General features: G+C 66.9%; 22 protein-coding genes. 11 read left to right on the forward strand and 11 right to left on the reverse strand.

Annotation, left to right across the window (positions count from 1 at the left end; translation table 11 throughout):
- Positions 1–61 precede the first annotated feature (61 nt).
- On the forward strand, positions 62–1618 hold the full coding sequence (locus tag OSB52_RS21805; RefSeq protein ID WP_266063493.1) for an amino acid permease: 1557 nt from the start codon (positions 62–64) through the stop codon (positions 1616–1618).
- A gap of 12 nt (positions 1619–1630) precedes the next feature.
- Here OSB52_RS21805 and OSB52_RS21810 read toward each other — a convergent pair whose 3' ends face one another.
- On the reverse strand, positions 1631–2152 hold the full coding sequence (locus tag OSB52_RS21810; protein ID WP_266063494.1) for a MarR family winged helix-turn-helix transcriptional regulator: 522 nt from the start codon (positions 2150–2152) through the stop codon (positions 1631–1633).
- Positions 2153–2289: 137 nt separating this feature from the next.
- Here OSB52_RS21810 and ygiD point away from each other — a divergent pair, with 137 nt between their 5' ends.
- Positions 2290–3060 carry a 4,5-DOPA-extradiol-dioxygenase gene (gene ygiD, locus OSB52_RS21815; RefSeq protein WP_462795281.1) on the forward strand — a complete coding sequence of 257 codons (771 nt, stop codon included), beginning with the start codon at positions 2290–2292 and terminating at the stop codon, positions 3058–3060.
- Between the two features lie 10 nt (positions 3061–3070).
- On the opposite strand, the gene OSB52_RS21820 is transcribed toward ygiD, so the two are convergent.
- Both OSB52_RS21820 and OSB52_RS21825 read right to left on the reverse strand, forming a co-directional pair.
- On the reverse strand, positions 3071–4609 hold the full coding sequence (locus OSB52_RS21820) for a class I adenylate-forming enzyme family protein (protein ID WP_266063496.1): 1539 nt from the start codon (positions 4607–4609) through the stop codon (positions 3071–3073).
- Between the two features lie 65 nt (positions 4610–4674).
- Positions 4675–5103: a nitroreductase family deazaflavin-dependent oxidoreductase gene (locus OSB52_RS21825; RefSeq protein WP_266063497.1), complete on the reverse strand. Its 429-nt coding sequence runs from the start codon at positions 5101–5103 to the stop codon at positions 4675–4677.
- A 221-nt stretch (positions 5104–5324) separates the two neighbouring features.
- Here OSB52_RS21825 and OSB52_RS21830 point away from each other — a divergent pair, with 221 nt between their 5' ends.
- Positions 5325–5906 carry an HD domain-containing protein gene (locus OSB52_RS21830; protein ID WP_268900333.1) on the forward strand — a complete coding sequence of 194 codons (582 nt, stop codon included), beginning with the start codon at positions 5325–5327 and terminating at the stop codon, positions 5904–5906.
- A gap of 63 nt (positions 5907–5969) precedes the next feature.
- On the opposite strand, the gene OSB52_RS21835 is transcribed toward OSB52_RS21830, so the two are convergent.
- The 3 genes from OSB52_RS21835 to OSB52_RS21845 all read right to left on the reverse strand — a co-directional run bounded on the left by OSB52_RS21835 (position 5970) and on the right by OSB52_RS21845 (position 7682).
- A complete protein-coding gene (locus OSB52_RS21835; protein WP_266063498.1) occupies positions 5970–6572 on the reverse strand; it encodes an LGFP repeat-containing protein in 603 nt (200 codons plus the stop codon).
- A gap of 72 nt (positions 6573–6644) precedes the next feature.
- Entirely contained in the window at positions 6645–7097 is a 453-nt protein-coding gene (locus OSB52_RS21840; RefSeq protein WP_266063499.1) for a PaaI family thioesterase, read from the reverse strand.
- 57 nt (positions 7098–7154) lie between these two features.
- A complete protein-coding gene (locus tag OSB52_RS21845) occupies positions 7155–7682 on the reverse strand; it encodes a Uma2 family endonuclease (RefSeq protein WP_266063500.1) in 528 nt (175 codons plus the stop codon).
- A 210-nt stretch (positions 7683–7892) separates the two neighbouring features.
- Between OSB52_RS21845 and OSB52_RS21850 the strand changes: the two genes are divergently transcribed.
- Positions 7893–8657: a mycothiol-dependent nitroreductase Rv2466c family protein gene (locus OSB52_RS21850; RefSeq protein ID WP_266063501.1), complete on the forward strand. Its 765-nt coding sequence runs from the start codon at positions 7893–7895 to the stop codon at positions 8655–8657.
- Between the two features lie 24 nt (positions 8658–8681).
- Here the strand turns inward: OSB52_RS21850 and OSB52_RS21855 are convergent, their stop codons facing one another.
- Together OSB52_RS21855 and OSB52_RS21860 are read right to left on the reverse strand one after the other, a co-directional pair.
- Positions 8682–8873, reverse strand: a complete 192-nt coding sequence (locus tag OSB52_RS21855; RefSeq protein ID WP_266063502.1) for a hypothetical protein — start codon at positions 8871–8873, stop codon at positions 8682–8684.
- 438 nt (positions 8874–9311) lie between these two features.
- Positions 9312–9770, reverse strand: coding sequence for a cupin domain-containing protein (locus OSB52_RS21860; RefSeq protein WP_266063503.1), 459 nt, complete (start codon positions 9768–9770; stop codon positions 9312–9314).
- Positions 9771–9943: 173 nt separating this feature from the next.
- Here OSB52_RS21860 and OSB52_RS21865 point away from each other — a divergent pair, with 173 nt between their 5' ends.
- Positions 9944–10774 carry an S-methyl-5'-thioadenosine phosphorylase gene (locus OSB52_RS21865; RefSeq protein WP_266063504.1) on the forward strand — a complete coding sequence of 277 codons (831 nt, stop codon included), beginning with the start codon at positions 9944–9946 and terminating at the stop codon, positions 10772–10774.
- Entirely contained in the window at positions 10771–11814 is a 1044-nt protein-coding gene (locus OSB52_RS21870) for an NAD-dependent epimerase/dehydratase family protein (protein ID WP_266063505.1), read from the forward strand. The genes OSB52_RS21865 and OSB52_RS21870 overlap by 4 nt, the downstream gene beginning before the upstream one ends.
- Here OSB52_RS21870 and OSB52_RS21875 read toward each other — a convergent pair.
- From OSB52_RS21875 to OSB52_RS21885, 3 genes are read right to left on the reverse strand one after another with little or no spacing between them, the layout of a single operon-like run.
- Positions 11794–12879, reverse strand: coding sequence for a sensor histidine kinase (locus OSB52_RS21875; protein ID WP_266063506.1), 1086 nt, complete (start codon positions 12877–12879; stop codon positions 11794–11796). The genes OSB52_RS21870 and OSB52_RS21875 overlap by 21 nt on opposite strands.
- Entirely contained in the window at positions 12876–13577 is a 702-nt protein-coding gene (locus tag OSB52_RS21880; RefSeq protein WP_266063507.1) for a response regulator transcription factor, read from the reverse strand. Before OSB52_RS21880 ends, OSB52_RS21875 begins: the two co-directional genes overlap by 4 nt.
- A 15-nt stretch (positions 13578–13592) precedes the next feature.
- Positions 13593–14978, reverse strand: a complete 1386-nt coding sequence (locus OSB52_RS21885) for a hypothetical protein (protein WP_266063508.1) — start codon at positions 14976–14978, stop codon at positions 13593–13595.
- 113 nt (positions 14979–15091) lie between these two features.
- Between OSB52_RS21885 and OSB52_RS21890 the strand changes: the two genes are divergently transcribed.
- From OSB52_RS21890 to OSB52_RS21910, 5 genes are read left to right on the forward strand one after another with little or no spacing between them, the layout of a single operon-like run.
- Entirely contained in the window at positions 15092–15748 is a 657-nt protein-coding gene (locus OSB52_RS21890; RefSeq protein WP_266063509.1) for a glycosyltransferase family 2 protein, read from the forward strand.
- Positions 15745–16419, forward strand: coding sequence for a TIGR04282 family arsenosugar biosynthesis glycosyltransferase (locus tag OSB52_RS21895; protein ID WP_235724320.1), 675 nt, complete (start codon positions 15745–15747; stop codon positions 16417–16419). Before OSB52_RS21890 ends, OSB52_RS21895 begins: the two co-directional genes overlap by 4 nt.
- The gene (locus tag OSB52_RS21900; protein WP_235724321.1) at positions 16416–17072 is read left to right on the forward strand and encodes a methyltransferase domain-containing protein; all 657 of its coding nucleotides are present in this window, start codon (positions 16416–16418) and stop codon (positions 17070–17072) included. Before OSB52_RS21895 ends, OSB52_RS21900 begins: the two co-directional genes overlap by 4 nt.
- On the forward strand, positions 17069–18190 hold the full coding sequence (locus OSB52_RS21905) for a molybdopterin-dependent oxidoreductase (protein WP_235724322.1): 1122 nt from the start codon (positions 17069–17071) through the stop codon (positions 18188–18190). Before OSB52_RS21900 ends, OSB52_RS21905 begins: the two co-directional genes overlap by 4 nt.
- A 28-nt stretch (positions 18191–18218) precedes the next feature.
- On the forward strand, positions 18219–18668 hold the full coding sequence (locus OSB52_RS21910; RefSeq protein ID WP_235724323.1) for a hypothetical protein: 450 nt from the start codon (positions 18219–18221) through the stop codon (positions 18666–18668).
- Positions 18669–18687 lie beyond the last annotated feature (19 nt).

Consider the following 18687-nt stretch of genomic DNA (forward strand, 5'->3'; position numbering starts at 1 on the left):
GCGGGAGTTCCCGGCAGCCGGATGCACACTGCGCGAGCACAACTCGCATTGAGGAGACACCATGCCCGGAGTCGGCATATGGCGGACGAAGTCGGTCGAGCAGTCGATCGCCGAAACCGATGAGCCGCGCAGTCGATTACGCAAGGACCTGACCACGCGGGATTTGACGACCTTCGGTGTCGCGGTCGTCATCGGTGCCGGCATCTTCACCCTCACGGCCCGCACGGCCGGTGACGTCGCCGGACCATCGGTGTCGCTGGCCTTCGTCCTCGCCGCCGTCGCCTGCGGCCTGGCGGCCTTGTGTTACGCGGAGTTCGCCTCGACGGTCCCGGTCGCCGGCAGCGCCTACACCTTCTCTTACGCCACGTTCGGCGAGTTCATCGCCTGGATCATCGGCTGGGATCTGATCCTCGAGTTCGCTCTGGCCAGTTCGGTGGTGGCCAAGGGGTGGTCACTGTATCTGGCCGACTTCCTCGGTACTGCGACCACGGTCGAGATCGGCGGTGTCAGAATGGATCTGGGCGCGGTGGTGATCATTGGTGCCATCACGCTGACGCTGGCCTTCGGCGTCAAGCTGTCGTCGCGGGTATCGGCGATCGTCACCGCCATCAAGGTGGCGGTGGTGCTGTTGGTCATCATCGTCGGCGCCTTCTTCATCAACACCGACAACTACCGGCCCTTCGTCCCACCGGCGGAGGCGAACACCGAGAGCGGGGCCGGTCTGCAGCAGACGCTGTTCTCGCTGCTCAGTGGCTCCCACGGCAGCGACTACGGCTGGTACGGCCTGTTGGCCGCCGCCAGCCTGCTGTTCTTCGCGTTCATCGGGTTCGACGTCGTGGCGACCACCGCCGAGGAGACCAAGAATCCGCAGAAGTCCATTCCCCGGGGCATTCTGGGCTCGCTGGCCATCGTCACGGTCCTCTACGTGGCCGTCACCGTCGTCCTCACCGGCATGGTGAGCTATCGACAGCTGCGTACCGACGGACCACTTGTCGGCGATGGTACGGCCACCCTGGCGACCGCATTCGAGTACCACGGGGTGACCTGGGCGCAGACAGCGATCAACGTCGGCGCACTGGCCGGCCTGACCACCGTCGTGATGGTGATGATGCTGGGGCAGACGCGGGTGCTGTTCGCGATGTCCCGCGACGGGCTCGTCCCCCGGTCGTGGGGCACAACCAACCAGTCCGGCAACCTGATTCGCATCACGATGCTCGTCGGCGGAATCGTCGCGGTGATCGCGGCGGTGTTCCCCATCGAGACACTCGAGCAGATGGTCAACATCGGCACCCTGTTCGCCTTCGTCCTCGTCTGCGCCGGTGTCATAGTGTTGCGACGCACGCGGCCCGACCTGAAGCGCGGCTTCCGGGTTCCCGGTAGCCCGATCGTCCCGGCGATCGCGATCATCGCGTGCGGATGGCTGATGATCAACCTGTCCGTGGAGACCTGGATTCGCTTCGTCGCATGGATGGTGCTGGGTGTCGTCGTCTACCTTATCTACGGTCGGCGCCATTCGGTCCTGGGACGGCGACTGGCCGCCCCTCCCGCAACATTCGCAACTGGGCCCGAGTATGTCGCAACCGGCGCACGATCAGACCAGGCGTCGACCGACGACTGACCACCTGTTCGCTCATTCCGCACGCGGGTCGACCCGACCATCCCACATGGTCGGGTCTTCCTGCGGCGAGGGCAGATCCAGTCCGAGTGCGGACATGTGTGGCAACACACGATCGATCACCGAGTTCAGGTGTGCGAGATCATCGGCGTCCAGGGCATCGAAGATCAGTCGCTGCGCCTCGGTGCTGTGTCTCGGCGCAGCCGCACGCACCAGGTCCATTCCGGCTTCGGTGAGCATCACCGACACGGCACGACGGTCGCTGCCGTCGGACGACTTGACCCGTCGCACCCACCCCCGACCCTCCATCACCGTGACGGCGTGCGACAACCGACTCTGCTCACTGTGCGCGAGGACCACCAGACGCCGCATGCCGATGGTCTTCTCTGGCGCCTCCGACAGCCGGAACAGGATCATGTACTGCGAGTGGGTCAGCCCGCTGTCGCGCCGCAACTGAACATCGAGAGCATCGTCGAGCAGCATCGACAACGTCAGGAACCCACGAAACGCCCGCTGTTCGTCCGGAGTGAGCGTCATGATCGCAGCGTAGCAAGTTCTTGAACTTTCATACAGATGGCCGTACGATCAGAATTCATGAAGATTCATGCACACTCGCATGCGCTTCCTCGACCGACTGCGAAGGAACGACAATGACCGCTGCATCCCCCTCGACGATGCCGATGGCGTTCCTCGGGCACGGCAGCCCCATGAACGCGATCGAACACAACCGCTTCACCCAGTCGTGGGCAGAATTCGGCCGGTCGGTCCCCCGCCCGCGAGCCATCCTGATGATCAGTGCCCACTGGTACATCAACGCCACCGCGGTCACCGGCATGGCGCGGCCCCGCACGATTCACGACTTCTACGGATTTCCGCGCGAGCTGTTCGATTTCGACTATCCGGCACCGGGATTGCCCGATCTCGCCGGTGAGGTCGCCGACGTCGTCAAACCCACCTGGGTGGGCACCGATGCCGACAGCTGGGGTATCGATCACGGCGCGTGGTCGGTGCTCGCGCATGCCTTCCCCGACGCCGACATCCCGATCGTCCAATTGAGTATCAACGGCGAACGCGATCTCGACTACCACTTCGATCTCGGCGCACAACTGGCCCCGCTGCGCGAATCGGGTGTGTTGATCATCGGCAGCGGCAACATCGTGCACAATCTGCGCGCCGTCGACTTCTCCGTTCCGGAGTCCGGCTACGACTGGGCACAACGCTTCGACGATGCCGCACGTCAGGTCATGCTCACCAACCCCGCCGACTACCCGACACTGGCCGGCCACCACGACTATGCCGCGGCCGTGCCCACGCCCGACCACTTCCTACCCTCGGTGTATCTCGCCGGCCTGGCGGCCGGCACCTCCGACGACTCGTCCACAACCGTCCTCGTTGACGGTTGCTCGTACGGGTCGCTGTCGATGACGTCCTATGTGGTGGACTGACACGTACGCGTCACCGCAACGGATTTCCCCACCTCACCTCGTCCCGGATCCTGCGCTTGAGCAGCTTCCCACCCGCGTTACGCGGCAACGCTTCTCCCGACACGGCGGCAAACTGCGGCACCTTGAAGTCGGCCAGGCTGCGCCGGCAATGGTCGAGGACGGCGTCGAGGTCGAGCTCCCCGGACTCCGACACCAGCACCGCACCGACCTTCTCGCCCATCACGTCGTCGGGCACCGGCAGCACCGCGGCGTCCAGCACGCCGGGGGCCGACAACAGCACCGCCTCCACCTCGATACTGGACACGTTCTCGCCCCCACGATTGATGATGTCCTTGATCCGGTCGACGATGTGCACGCGACCGGCATCGTCGACCCGAACGACGTCCCCGGTGTGTAACCACCCGCCGATGATGGTGTCCGCATCCGCATCCGGGCGTTGCCAGTAGCCGCCGGTCACGTTGGCACCGCGGACCACGAGTTCGCCGACACTCCGGTCGTCGCCGATCGGCACGATGCCGATGTCCACCGACGGTACGGCGTAGCCCACCGAGTCGGCGTGGGCGACGGCATCCGCGTCGGGCAACACCGTGATGAGTGACGCGGACTCGGTCATTCCGTAGCCGTTCATCACCGTCGCCCGCGGGAAGGCAGCCTGGAGTTGTTGGACGAGCGTGGGCGCGATCGGCGCCCCGCCGTAGCCGACGACCCGCACCCCGGACACGTCCGCGCCGGCAAAGGCGGGATGTCTCAACAGCAATGCGTAGACCGCCGGAACCGTGATCAGGTAGCCGATCCGCTCGACCACCACGACGTCGGCCATGGTCGCAACGTCGAGCTGCGGCATGATCACCGACGTACCGCCGACATAAGCGGCCACCAACAGCTGCGAGTTGCAGCCGGTCACATGAAACAGCGGCACCGAGACCAGGGTGCGGTAATCCGAACCCAGATCGCGGGAGATGCCAGAGCACCGGATCATGTTCTCGGCGTTGGTGATGAACGCCTCGTGGGTGGTGGGCACCCCTTTCGGCCGGCCGGTCGTTCCCGAGGTGTAGAAGAACGCTGCGACGTCGCGAGCCGTGAGGTCGTCGGCGACGTACGGCTCCCCGATAGGCAGCGGCGTGTCCGGGGTGAGATCCACCCGCACCGCGGCATCGTCGAGCACGAATTGCACTTCGGCGTCGGCCATTCGTGTGTTGACCGCCACCACCACACCGCCGGCCAGCACGGTGCCCCAGAAGGCCAGCACCCAGTCCACACCCGCCGCGTACCGTAGTGCGACTCGATCGCCCTTTGTCACGCCCTGCTCTCGCAAACCGCCCGCCACGCGGCACGCCTCGTCCCACAACTGGGCGTACGTCAGGCGGCGTCCACCGAGTTCGACGACGGCCTCGTCCTTCGGAGCCGACAGGGCACGCTCGCGGACAACGTCGACCAGCGTCGCCGGCAGACCCGTGTACCGGGGCACGCCATCGTCGTCGCGGACGACGCCGGAGACGCCGAAGGGATTCCGGTCACGACCGATCTCGATGACGGCGCTGTCACTCATTCTTCGTTTGTACTCCGGGACAGCCGCCGACGCCCCCGCTTCGACGCATCGACGCGCGCGAGTACTCAAACCCGTCGCAACGCCAGCACCGGGATCGTGCGGACACCTGCGGTCTTGGCCTCGTACTCGGCGAACCCCGGATACCGCTTGGCCTGTTCGGCGTAGATACGGTCGCGGTTGTCGCCGACGACCTCATTGACGGCGACGTCGAAGGTCTCGGTGCCCACCTCCACACGGGCGCTTCCGGACGCGGTGAGGTTGTGATACCAGGCGGGATGAGAGGGGGCACCGGCCTTGGACGCGAAGATGTACATCAGCGCCGCATCGTCGTCATCGGGCATGAACATCAGCGGGGTGACGTTCTGCTTGCCGCTCTTGCGACCCGTGTGATGCAGCAGGACCATCGGCGCACCTTCGAACGGGCCACCCACCTTGCCCTCATTCGCACGGAACTCGTTGATGATCTGGGTATTCCAGTCGTCGGTCTCGCTCATGGTCACTTCCTTCGTCGCACGGTGGATCCCCCTGCGACCATTCCTACCCCGCCCGGGACGATCGGACGCGCGAACCGGCCAGAACGCGGCCGATGTCACGGCGACTCTCGACCGTCTGATGCACCAGGTAGTGACGTAGTGCACACAACTCGCGTTGAGACTTACTGCCTAGTAACCTTCGGGGTGATAGTCGGGGGTTGGTCATGAGTGAAGATGCGAGTATGCACCCACTGGTGCTTTCTGCAGCGGAATTGTCACGAAAACTATTGACACCATTGCCATCACGTTTGAGGCACACCGAAGGTGTGGTGTCCAGGACGCTGGGGCTGGCCAAGACGGTACCCACCGCGGATCGGCCGACGCTGATCGCGGCGGCGTGGTTGCACGACGTCGGGTACGCGCCACAATTGGCGTCCTGCGGATTCCATCCGATCGACGGTGCCCACCACCTCGAGTCGCTGGGATGGTCGCCGGAGATCTGCGCTCTGGTGGCCCACCACTCCGGAGCGCGATTCTGCGCCGAGATACACGGCCTCGGCGAGGAACTCAGCAGCTTCGAGTTCACCGAAGACGCCGTCAGCGACGCCTTGACCGTGGCCGACCAGACGTCGGGACCACAGGGACAGTATCTGCCCCTCGACGAGCGCATGCAGAACATGCTGACGCGCCACGGCCCCGACTCGGTCAACGCCCGCGCCCACGCGCAGCGCGAACCGTACTTCCGGTGCGCCTGGGCCCGCGTCGCCGTACGCCGACTATTCGCCGATTGCGCCGTCGATCATCGCGTACTCATCGCTGGTTGACCGCGGCCAACGCCACTACGACGTGGCCAGAGCCGAGGCCGCATCCGCTGCCGGCGCCGACACTCACGGCCAGAAGATCGTCCCGTTGGCGAAGTCCTGGGCGAAGCGCGACCCGACACGGTACTCGCCGCCGAGCGGCACACCGTAATACCCGCCGGCCGCCCCCGTGGCCCGCCACTTCTGCAAGATACCGCCCCACACGATCTGCGCACCGCCGGTCTTGCTCCAGCAGATCGACCCACCGGTGAAGTCGTTGGCGCGTCCGCTGCCGGCCTTGAACTCATTGGTGACCGGGAATCCGACCGGTCCGCGCTCGGCGCCCGCCGCCTGCCACCGCTGCCGGATGGCGCCGCCGATCTGGTGCGCGGTGCCATCGTCGGCCGACGGGTGCCAGTAGAAGGTGACATCGCGGGCGAAGGTCTGGTAGCGACCGCCCTTGGCCGCAGCGCGTTCGTCGGAGGTCGGCACACCCCACTTGAACACGCCACCGCTGCCGAGATAGGCCTCGCCGATCTTGCCGCCTACCGCGTGGCCACCGAGGACCACGTCCGCGGACGCCGGTTGGATGAATCCGAGCGCACCGAACACGAGAGTCATCATGACTACCGCGGTGGTGCGGAGGGCTCGTCGGGCCAGCGGACGCGGAGTTGGATCAGAAGTCGGCATCCCCGGCAGTGTACGGACCCACCGAAACCGGCTGCCGGTGAGGCATCGGACATCCGTCGCGGGAGGTCGTATTCACCTGGGCCGCCATCGTTTCCACACCGCATGTCCGGTGGCGCGGACCTTCTCGTCGAAACGCAGTTCGACATCACAGACGATCTCGGTCTCGACCGATTCGACGATCGTCGCGCGGAGCTCGACCGGCAGATCGAGCGGGCTCGGTCGGACATAGCGGACGTCGATACCCGCGGTGACGAACGGCAACAGCGCTCCGTCGAGTGAGTGCCACCCCTGCACCGACGCCTCGTTCATGACCGCCGCGGCGCTGTGGCAATCGAGCAGTGTGGCGATGATGCCGCCGTTCAGATACCCGATCCCGTTGTCGTGCTCGGGCCACGGGGTGAACGTGGCGACGACGCAACCGCCGTCGACGAAGCTCTTCAGACGCAACCCGCGCTCGTTGGCCGGTCCGCAACCGAAGCAGGTCCTCGTCGGGAACAGTCGGTCCTGCACTGCGATGGTGTCCACAGACTGCAAGTATCCGCCTGGACGCCCGACCTGGCGAGACTTTGCCTCGGCCCGTCGTCACCGCTCCAGCGAGATCCGCATCGGCCACGGGGTCGACGTCACGATGTCGCCGACGAAGCCGGTCGCCACGTAACCGCCCGGTGTCAGCTTCAATGCAGTCACCGAGAGGTCTTCATCGACGATCCAGTAGTGCGGGATGCCCGCCTCGGCGTATTCGCTGCTCTTGGTGACGCGATCGGTGCGTCGCGAGCCCGGCGACATCACCTCGATGGCCAGCGCCAGCTGATCGGCGGTGATCGGGAACTCCACGGACGTCGTGGAGCGAACGATGAGGTCGGGCACGCGCACGGTGGCCGGGGTGTTGGGATCGATCACGACATCGACCTCGATCAGCACCTCGAAGCCCGGTGGGAGCTGGTCGCTGAGTTGAGTGGCGAGACTCAACACCACGCGTGCGTGCGCGGGTCGCGGCCGAGGCGCCACTATCCGCACACCCTCTTGCAGTTCGACTCGGACCTCACGGTCCTCGCCGCTTTCCCACCACTCATCGAGCGACAGCAAATGGGCGCGAGCTGGGCGGGACATGCTCAGGAGTGTAGTCGGGTTGGTGAGCTCGGGATGGAAGGCCGCAGCTCATCGGATCGGACGAATCGAGTACGAGACCTCGCGCTCTGCAGGGTGAATGGCCACGGAGCCGAATCTGTCATGTCGAGGCTCAATCGTCAGACGATGACCCGATCTGTGCACAGCCTGGTCAACATTCCACGGAAACGCCGGCCACCCATCGTGCGCGCTATGGTCGAGTCCGAGACCCGTCCGCAACCGGAAGCGACACCGATGTCCGACATCAACTTCTACTTCGACCCGGTCTGCCCCTTCGCCTGGATGACCAGCAAGTGGGTTCGAAAGGTCCAGGCGCAACGCGACTACAACGTCGACTGGCGGTTCATCTCGCTTCGGCTGCTCAACTCGCACATCGACTACGACAGTCATTTCCCGCCCGAATACGAGGCCGGGCACACTGCGGGACTGCGATTGCTCCGGGCCGCCGCGAGCGTGCGACGCGAACACGGACGAGAACCGATCGGACGACTGTACGAGGCGTTCGGCACGCGGATCTTCGACTCGCACACCGGGACCTACATCGTCGATGGACGCGATGATCGAGGCACCGAGAACTTTCTGAAACCTGTGCTGGACGAACTGGGCCTGCCGGCCCATCACGCCGCCGCGCTGGACGACACATCGTTGGACGCGGAGATCCGGGCCGAGACCGACGAAGCGCTGGGGCTGACCGGCCGCGACGTCGGCACGCCGATCATCCACTTCGAGCCGCCAGAGGGGGTGGCGTTCTTCGGCCCGGTCATCAGCCGTCTGCCCAGCGACGAAGATGCCGTCGAACTGTGGGATCACGTCGTCGGGCTGGCCCGCTTTCCCGGTTTCGCCGAACTGAAGCGCAGCCTGCGCGAGCGTCCCCAGCTGACCGCGTTCGGGGTGGACACCACCGAAGCCGGGTTGCAAGAGGACTGGCACGGCGGGAGCCGGCGCACCAAGAAGTGAGTGGCCGGACTGGCCGGGATCGGATCACCGCGCGACCACGACCACCGGGGGCAGTTCGGTCGACTCGGTGGCAGGTGCGGGGCTCTCGGCAACGGCGAACATGATCAGTCCCATCATCAGGATCTGCGGGACGGCGACCGCGGTGGTGTCCAGCATCGACGTCCAGCGTCGATGCGCCCAGCGCGGCGTCGGGACCGTGTGTGTTCGCGCGGCCATGGTGTACTCCTCGTCTCGGTGTCCTCACCGATGAGGTTCGCCGACCACGCTTGGGGATCACTTGAGGTTCACTGGTCGCGAGCTGTGTAGCACCCGCCTTCTGTGTGTCGATCCAGCAGAAATGCGCCCCACAGAACCACCCCGCACAGCACCTTCGCAAACACTGTGTTCACGAACGTTCTGGTAGGGGCGCTATTGTGGGGCGCATTTCGCGTAGCGGCCGTCCGACGTCCCGGGCCGGGCCGGTCGGCTGTGCTCAAATGATGCTGGCGACCAGATTCCAGATGGCGACGCCCAGGTTGTAGATGGCGATGATCATTGGTGTTCCTCTCGTAGACCCGGTTGGGGTTCCGGCCCATCGGCCGAACGAGAGTATGACGTTGCCGGAGTTCGCGAATGTTCCCGGTTCGCGCCGTCAGTTCCTGTGACTCGCGCCGACTACGGTTGCGCGCATGGCGGCGCCGCCGCGTCCTGTGACAACGGCTTGCCCAGCGGAATCAGATAGAGCACGTCGAGCACCACGGGTACGTCGCCGAGATTCTCGCCCTCATGCGTATTCTGCTGCCCGCGCGGCTCTTCGATGATCGTCCCAGGACCGTAGATCGTCGGGACGCAGTCCGGGCCGGGGTGGGTCAGGGTCCCCGATCGCACCAGTCCGACCAGATCGCCGTCGTGATAATGCCAGCCGGTGGTGCCACCGGGAGCGATCGTGATCTCCCGCACGGCCACATGGACACCGTCGGGGACGAACGGCAGCAGTCCGGCCGGGATGTCCCCCTCTGCCACCGTCACCGCGGAGATCCCCGACGACGGTGTGGCGAGCGCGGGTGAGGTGCCGACACCGGAGAGCGCCGCGACCACGCACAGTCCGGCGAGAACGCGCAGGGATCGCAGCATGGTCGAAAGGTACCGCGCGCACCGGGCGCGTTCACCGTGTTCGGACAACCTGCCCGGTCGCTGTGCGAAGTCCGCGGCCACGCCACCGGCAACCACAGCCCGGCCGGTGACGAAAGTGTGACCGTCGTGCCGATCTGCGCCCCCGACCGGAGTTCCTCGGCGATGATGGCGGCATGGTCGAACGAGACGCAGCGATCGGGGTCATCGGCGGTTCGGGCTTCTATTCGTGGCTGGCCGAGGAGGCGGCATTCGACGACGTCGTCGAGCATCGTGTCCAGACCCCCTTCGGCGATCCGTCGGCGGTCCTGACCGAGGCCACCCTCGACGGTCGGCGCATCGTCTTCCTCCCCCGCCACGGCGCGCGCCACGAATACCTGCCACACACCGTCCCTTACCGGGCGAACCTGTGGGCGCTGCGGTCGGTGGGCGTACGCCGCATCCTCAGCGCATCCGCAGTTGGCGGGCTGCAGCCAGACAACGGGCCGGGCACGGTGATCATCCCGGATCAGCTGGTAGACCGTACCGGAGGACGCGCCCAGACCTTCTTCGATCGGCTACCAACCGGCCACTCGCACGGGCCGATCCACGTGTCGCTGGCCGACCCCTACTGCCCTGCGCTGCGAGCGGCGATGACCCGATCGGACGCGGTCGATGGCGGCACGCTGGTGGTGATCGACGGCCCACGGTTCTCCACGCGCGCCGAAAGTCGTTGGTATGCCGCCCAGGGTTGGTCGGTCATCAACATGACCGGGCACCCCGAGGCGGCGCTGGCTCGCGAACTGCAGATCTGCTACGCGAATGCCTGCCTGGTCACCGATCTCGACGCCGGCGTGTCCGAGGGCGATGGGGTGACCGCGGCGGAGGTGTTCGCCGAGTTCTCCCGGAATCTGCCGACATTCGCCGGTCTGCTGCTCGACGCGATCCGCACAATCGATGTGTCAGCCGACTGCTCTTGCGCAGCAGCCGATCACGATGTGGACGCCGTGCTCGCGGAGATCTCGTGACCCGGGTTCTGGTCACCGGCGCAGCCGGATTCATCGGGTCACGCATCGTCGGTCAGTTGCGCGAACAGGGCATCGACCCCGTCGCGGTCGACGCCATGATCCCCGAAGCCCACGGCCGATCGCCGCAGATCCCGACCGGGGTGACGCGGGTGGACGTGACCGACGTCGACGCGATCGCCGACCTCCTCGACGGCGTGGACGTGGTGTGCCATCAGGCGGCGATGGTCGGGATGGGCGTCACCGCCTCGGATGCACCGCTGTACGCGCGACACAACGACCTCGGCACCGCGGCCGTGCTGGCGGCGATGCATCGCGCCGGGTGTGGCCGGCTCGTTCTGGCGTCGTCGATGGTGGTTTACGGCTCTGGTCGGTTGCGGGCAGCCGACGGTAGTCGGGTCGAGCAGATCCCAGTCCGCGATCCGGCCCGCACCGACGCCGGAGATTTCGAGTATCACACCAAGGACGGGCAGCTCATCTCCTGGGAACTGACCGGTGAGGACGCACCGCTGCGCCCCACCAGTCTGTACGCGGCGAGCAAAGTGGCCCAAGAGCATTACGCGCGTGCGTGGTCCATCGCGACCGGCGGTGCAGTGGTCGCGTTGCGCTACCACAACGTGTACGGACCGGGAATGCCGCGGGACACCCCGTACGCGGGAGTCGCGTCGATCTTCCGCTCCCGACTCGCCGCCGGACAGGCCCCGCTGGTGTTCGAAGACGGCGGCCAGATGCGCGATTTCGTCCACGTCGACGACGTGGCACGGGCGAACACCATGGCGATCACCGCGCACACCGAAGGATTCTCCGCACTGAACGTGTGTTCGGGACAACCGATCTCGATCGGCGAAGTGGCCGGTGTGTTGGCGCGGCGCATCACCGGACCGACTCCCGTGGTGACCGGCGAGGTGCGGCCCGGCGACATCCGGCACATCGTCGCCGATCCGACCCGAGCACGGGAGACGCTGGGTTTCACCGCGCGCATCGGCCCCGACGAGGGTCTCGCCGAATTCGCGACGGCGCCGCTACGTGATGCGGCGCGCTGACCGGCCGAGTTCGGCGCGGACCGACGTATCCGTACGCGGTGCGCGCGGTGTGTGGGGCAGCACCACCTCGAATCGGCTGCCCCGTTCGGTGTTGGCCGCGACGATCTCACCGGCGTGCGCCTCGATCAGACCGCGGGCGATCGCCAGACCCATACCGGAGCCGACGGGCAACCCGTCGGCGTTGACCGGACTACGCGACGTGGTGCCCCGGTAGGCCACCTCGAAGATCCGCGGCAGGTCCTCGTCAGGGATCCCGGAGCCGTCGTCGTCCACCGCGATCGACACGCTCGCGCCGAGGTCGGCGACCACCAGATCTACCGACCCACCCCGCCCGGTGTGCGCGATCGCATTGACGACCAGGTTGGTCAGGACACGTGAGAGCGCCGACGAACTCGCCGTGGCCACCACCGGCGTGTTCGGGGCGACGACACCGAGGGAGATGTCGGCGCGGCGAGCAGCACCACCGAGAGCGGTGGTCACCTCGTCGACCACCTCCCGGACGTCGACCGGCTCCAACTCCAGGGTCATCGCACCGGAATTGATGCGCGACATCTCGAACAGGTCATCCACCATCTGCGACAACCGGATCGTGTTGGTGTCGATCTCGCGGGCGAAGTCGGCGATCTCGTCGGGCGAGGTGACCACCTGATCCGACAGCGCCTCGGCCAGCGCCTTGATGTCGGCCAGCGGAGTCCGCAGATCGTGGCTCACCCAGGCGATCAGTTCGCGACGCGAATGTTCGGCGGCACGTTCCTGCGCACGCATCTGACGTTCCCACACGGTGCGTTTGGCCTGTAAATGCCCGAGCAGCAGGGCCAGCGGCGCCGTCACCAACGCCACCGCCGCAAGCACTGCGACCACCCGCGAACTGTCGTCGGTGAACATGAAGCCGCTGACCCCGAAGATCGCGGTGAAGGTTGCCGCCAACGGCACCAAGATGATGGCGACCATGTTGGCACGCAACGACATTCCCCGGATGAGATAGATTACGGCGGCGCCCGCCGCAGCGATCGGCGCCGTCATCGCCAACGCCACCGCGAAGATGCGTAGGGTCTCGGTGTTCACCTGTTGCTCCGCTCTCGCGGCGCCGGCGCCGCGTTCCATCGGTACCCGCGACCCCACACCGTCTCGATCCGTGCCGCCGCACCGAGTTTGGCGCGCAGCCGTTTGACGTGGACGGTGACCGTCGAGATGTCGCCGAACGTCCACCCCCACACCCGGTCGAGCAGTTCCTCGCGCGTGAACACCGCGTCCGGGTGCGCGACGAAGAATTCCAGCAGATCGAATTCGCGTTTGGTGGTCGAGATCTCACGCGTCCCGACCAACACGGCACGGGACGCCGGGTCCACCGAGATCTCGCCGTCGGTGATCGACGCCGCCGGCGCGGTGTGGTTCGCCCGTGCCCGCCGCAACACCGACTGCACCCGCAGGCTCAGTTCGCGGGGGCTGAAGGGTTTCGCCACGTAATCGTCGGCGCCGGATTCGAGCCCGGCGACACGGTCGTCGGCTTCGCCGAGCGCGGTCAACATGATGACGGGCAGGTCGGCGTGTTTTCCGGCGCGGATCGTCTCGCACACCTCGATGCCGTCGCCCTCGGGCATCATCACGTCGAGGATGGCGAGATCGATGGGCTCGACGGCGATGTGGGCAAGTGCCGCGGCACCGGTGTCCACTACCGTCACCTCCATTCCGTCACGTTGCAGATAACGCCGTACGACGTCGGCGACCACCCGGTCGTCGTCGGCCACGAGTATGCGCACCATCACCCACCTCTCGACTCACCAATAGGTCAACAACAGGTGGTTGACGAGCAGCGTCAGGGTTGCCTGCAGCACCAACCAGATTCGCTGATGCCGGATCGGCAGCAGTCCGGTACCGACCATCACCCACAGCGAGAACGGTAACCAGATCCGTTCCGTCTCCGCCTTGCTGAGCGCGCTGAGGTCGGCGATCACGATGGCCGCGAGCCCACCGAGCAACAACACCGTGGGCGCACTGTGCCACATCCGTCGCGGTGGCCACCGAAATGCGCGCCCGACTCCGGCCGCAGCCGCCGGACCGAGTACGCAGAGGGTGGCCGCCAGATTGGCCCAGCCCCAGTACGCGAACGGCCGATCGCTCGCGATGCCCTGGTAGTACCGCTCGACAACCAGGTGATAGCCGTCGAGCCACCAGAATCCGCTGGCCCAGAACGCCACCACCACGATGAGGGCACCGGCACACGCCCACGGCAGCGGACGCGCGGTCCGGGCGGCGAGCAGAACCGCCAGCGCCACCACCCCCACCAGGATGAGTCCGTAACTGAGGAAGATCCCGAAACCGAGCAGCACGCCCGCCACCGTCGCCCACAGTGCTCGTCGCCGGCCACGTTCGGTCGCGGCCACCGCGATCAGGGCCACGCCCCATGCCGCGACCGCCATGAAGTAGCCGTCTGCCGAGACGCCTACCCACACCCAGCCGGGAAACAGCACCAGAAACGGTGCGCATCGTCGTGCCCATCGTTCGTCACCAAGTCGTCGCACGGCGATCAGCACGGCGACCGCAGCACTGGTACCGGTCACGATGCACCAGGTACCCGCCCAGGCCCCGCCGCCGAGACCGATCCGATCGAGCACCACGAAGCTCAGCAACGCGCCGGGCGGGTGTCCGGACACATGCGTCGTCCACGAATCGGGCTGACCGTCGACGATGCGGTCGGCGAATTCCCGCAGCATCGTCGGGATGCTCGCCACGCCGGGCACCTCCGAGAGGTACTCGTCGGGTCGCTCCAACCGTCCCGCGTAGCCACGCTGTGGACCATCGATCAGCGCAAGACTCACCGTCCACGCCAGAGCCCAGGCCCAGGTCACCACGCACAATCCCACAAATGACAGGCGCAGCGCCAACGCCGGCATGGCCACCACCGCCAGTACCGCGATCACGATCGCCGGAACGGTACCCGGGCCCGTATGCGGCAGCCAGTGCGCGAACAACGGTGGCGCCTCGGCGAAGATCCGGGCCAGCAGCGTTCGGTCGAACACCAACGGCACCAGAGCGGCAACGGATACCAGAAGCACTGCGATACAGACGCTTACGATGTCTCGACGCAGGCGAACAGGAGGCGGCGCGGCAACGTCTGCGCCGTTGTGCCCCTCCCGTTCGTCCTCGGTCACCGTGTCGGCCATGCTGCAACGCTATTGGTTTTACACCGTCGGCGGGCGTCGACTGTCAACCCGTCACACTTCTGTCATCACCGAAACCCTGTCGCTTCACCGGTCCCGCTCCTACCGTGGACAGGGTGAATGCCAGCGAGATCGCGGTGATCATCCCCTGCCGGAACGAGGCAGGGTCCATCTCGGATGTGCTGGCCCGGGTTCCCGACGGCGTGCAGAGCATCGTGGTCGACAACGGTTCCGACGATGACACCGCCGCGGCGGCGCGCGCAGCCGGGGCGACGGTGGTGTACGAGCCCGAGCCCGGCTACGGGTCCGCAGTGGGTGCCGGTGTTGCGGCCGCCCGCCGGCCGGTGGTGTGCACCATCGACGGCGACGGCTCGATGGACCCACAGGAGCTGTTGATGCTGGTAGCGGAACTCGATCGCGGCGCTGACCTCGCCGTCGGGCGCCGCCGCCCCGACCATCCCCGGACCTGGCCCCTGCATGCACGCGCGGGTTCCGCGGTCGTCGCCGCCTACCTGCGCCGCCGCTACCGTCTGCCCATCCACGACATCGGACCGATGCGCGCCATCCGCCGCGACACGCTCAACGGACTGAACGTCGGTGATCGACAGAGCGGATACCCCGTGGAACTGCTGCTCCGGGCCGGGCAGCACGGCTTGCGCGTCGTCGAACGCGATGTGCGCTACACCGTGCGCACCGCCGGCGAGTCCAAGGTGTCCGGGTCCATCCGAGGGTCGGCACGAGCCGCGCGGGACTTCCTGGTGGTGTTGCGATGAGCAGCGCGGCAGTACTCATCGTCGCCAAGGCCCCGGTGCCCGGCCTCGCCAAGACCCGCCTGGCCGGCGAGTTCGGTGATGTCGGCGCGGCAACCCTGGCCGCCGCCGCCCTGCTCGACACCGTGCGCACCGCTCGTGGAGTGGCCGGGGCCTCGGTGATCGTGGCGCTCACCGGCCGACTCGCCGACGCTGTGCGCAGCGTCGACCTCATCGAGGCGCTGAGCGGTTGCACGCTCATCACCCAGCGTGGCGACGGGTTCGCGCAGCGACTGGTCAATGCCCATCTCGATGCCGCGGACACCGGTGCACAGCGGGTCATCCAGATCGGGATGGATACGCCACAGGTGCGGGCCGACCAGCTGCGCAGCGCACTGCGGCGACTCGAGCCGCGCGCCCGACGCTGTGTTCTGGGTATCGCCGACGACGGTGGGTGGTGGGCGTTCGGCACCGCACTGGGCCGGGGGGCCCGGGCACTGTCGACCGTCACGATGTCGCGTCCGGACACCGGCATCGCAACCCAGGCCGCGTTACGCCACGCGGGATTGACCGTCGCCCTGCTCGACCCGATGACAGATGTGGATCTGCCCACCGACATCGCCGAAGTGGCCCGGGAATGTCCGGACACCAGTGAGTTCGCCCGTACTGCCGAACTTCTCGGAGCAGTGCGATGACCACTTCGGCGGGAGCGCCGAATCCGTTCGACGCGATGTTCGCGTCACGGCACACCGTGCTGCGCCGCACCGACGGTTCGGCGCAGCAGTGGCCGGTGCACCGCTGGTGCGACACGGACTCCGCGGCTGACGATCTCGACCGGCAGTTCGACACGTTGGTTGCCGACCGGTGTCACGGCGCGACGATCGACCTAGGCTGCGGGCCGGGACGTTTGGTCGACGAGTTGGTCACCCGACGTCTCATCGCGCTCGGCGTCGACAGTTCCACCGTCGCGGTGGCCATGGCGCGTGCCCGCGGGGTGACAGTGCTGCACCGCGACATCCACGGCCCGCTGCCCGGCGAGGGACGATGGACCACCGCCCTGCTGATCGACGGCAACATCGGCATCGGTGGTGCACCTGATCGCGTGCTCTCCCGCGCCGCTGCGCTCGTCCGGCCCGGTGGGACGGTGCTCGTCGAAATCGACCCGGCGGTCGAACACATCGAGTACGAGGAAGTGCGGGTGGAAGGCGACAGTTACGCCAGCACCTGGTTCCCGTGGGCACGGATCGGCTTACTGGGCGCCGAGAGTCTTTGTCACGGATGCGGTTTGACTATCCTGGGCACCTGGGAGCATGCCGGGCGCCAGGTGGTGGAGATGATCCGGCCGTGACCACCACCGACGACGACGCGGGCATCCGTAGCCCGCGGGTCACCGCACGGATCGGTGTGGCGCTGGGCATCAGCTTCGGTATCTGCTTTGCCACCGGCCTGTTGAGCCACGGCATCCAGCATCCACCGTCGTGGTTCGAGTGGATCGCCCGGCCCATCTGGCTTTACCGCGTCACCCAAGGGGTGCATGTGATCTCGGGGTGTGTCGCGATCCCGCTGCTGCTGGCCAAGCTCGCCGTGGTGTACCCGAAGCTGTTCGACCGGCCACTGATCGGGTCACCGGCACGCGCCCTGGAACGTGCGTCGATCGCGGTTCTGGTGGCAGCCGGCATCTTCCAATTGCTCACCGGGTTGCTCAACATCGCTCAGTGGTATCCGTGGGCGTTCTTCTTCCCGACGGCACATTACGCGATGGCCTATGTGGCGATCGGTGCGCTGGCCATCCACATCGCGGTGAAGCTGCCGGTGATCCGGGCCGCGCTCGACGGCCCAGTCGATTCTCGGCCGGTGGCACAGCGTCGCGGACCGTCCGGGCTCACGCGGCGCGGCTTCCTCAACCTGACCTGGGTGGCCGGTGGTCTGGGCGCGCTGGCGTTCGCGGGCCAGACCATCCCCCTGCTGCGGCCGGTGGCCTTCCTCGCCCCGCGCAGCGGCGACGGCCCGCAGGGGCTGCCGATCAATCGCACCGCCGAGGCCGCCGGGGTCATCACGGCGGCCACCGACACCGACTACCGATTGAGCATCGCCAGCGGCGGCGCCGATCGGGAGTTGTCCTCGGCCGATCTGCGCGCACTTCCCCAGCACACCGTTGACCTGCCGATTGCGTGTGTGGAGGGATGGAGCGTCGGCGCGACGTGGACGGGAGTGCGGTTGGTTGACCTCGCCGAACTGGTCGGCGCCACCGGCGCACGTGGCATCCGGGTGATCTCACTGGAGCGTGGACTGTATGCGGTCAGCACCCTGCCCACGGCTCAGTCGCAGGACCCGTTGACGCTGCTGGCGTTGCAGCTCAACGGCGAGACACTCGACATCGATCACGGCTACCCCGCCCGCCTCATCGCCCCGAACCTGCCGGGTGTGATGCAGACCAAGTGGGTGTCGCGGATCGAGGTCCTGTGATGGGCGTGGTGCAGTGATCGAGCGGTCCGTGCGAATCATCTTGGTGTCCTGCGGGATCGCCGCGTGCGGCTACGGCGGATGGCTGCTGTGGGAGCTGACGCCGGCCGATCGCCTGTCTGTCGTCGTCTGGCTGGCGGTCGGCTTGTTCGCCCACGACGCGGTCCTGGCACCGATCGCGCTCGGTGTCTCGTGGCTACTGCGGGATCGTCTTCCGGTGTGGTGGAGCCGCACACTCCTCATCGCGTTGGGTCTGACAAATGTACTCATCCTGTTGGCGCTGCCGGTGATCGCACCCCGTCCCGCCGACGATCAGATCGCCAACAGCACCATCCTGGACCGCAACTTCGGGCTGGGCCTGACCATCGTCCTCCTCGCGGTGTGGGTGACGGTGGTCGGCGCGGCGGTCTGGTTGCGCCGCGGAGGCGAAAGTCTGCGCCCCGTTCCCGACCCCGCGCTGTTCACGCCCCCTGCTCCCTGAGGAGCCAACGAGCGCCACC

This window comes from Gordonia aquimaris, from assembly GCF_026262595.1.
In the GTDB taxonomy this organism is placed as follows: Bacteria; Actinomycetota; Actinomycetes; order Mycobacteriales; family Mycobacteriaceae; genus Gordonia; species Gordonia tangerina.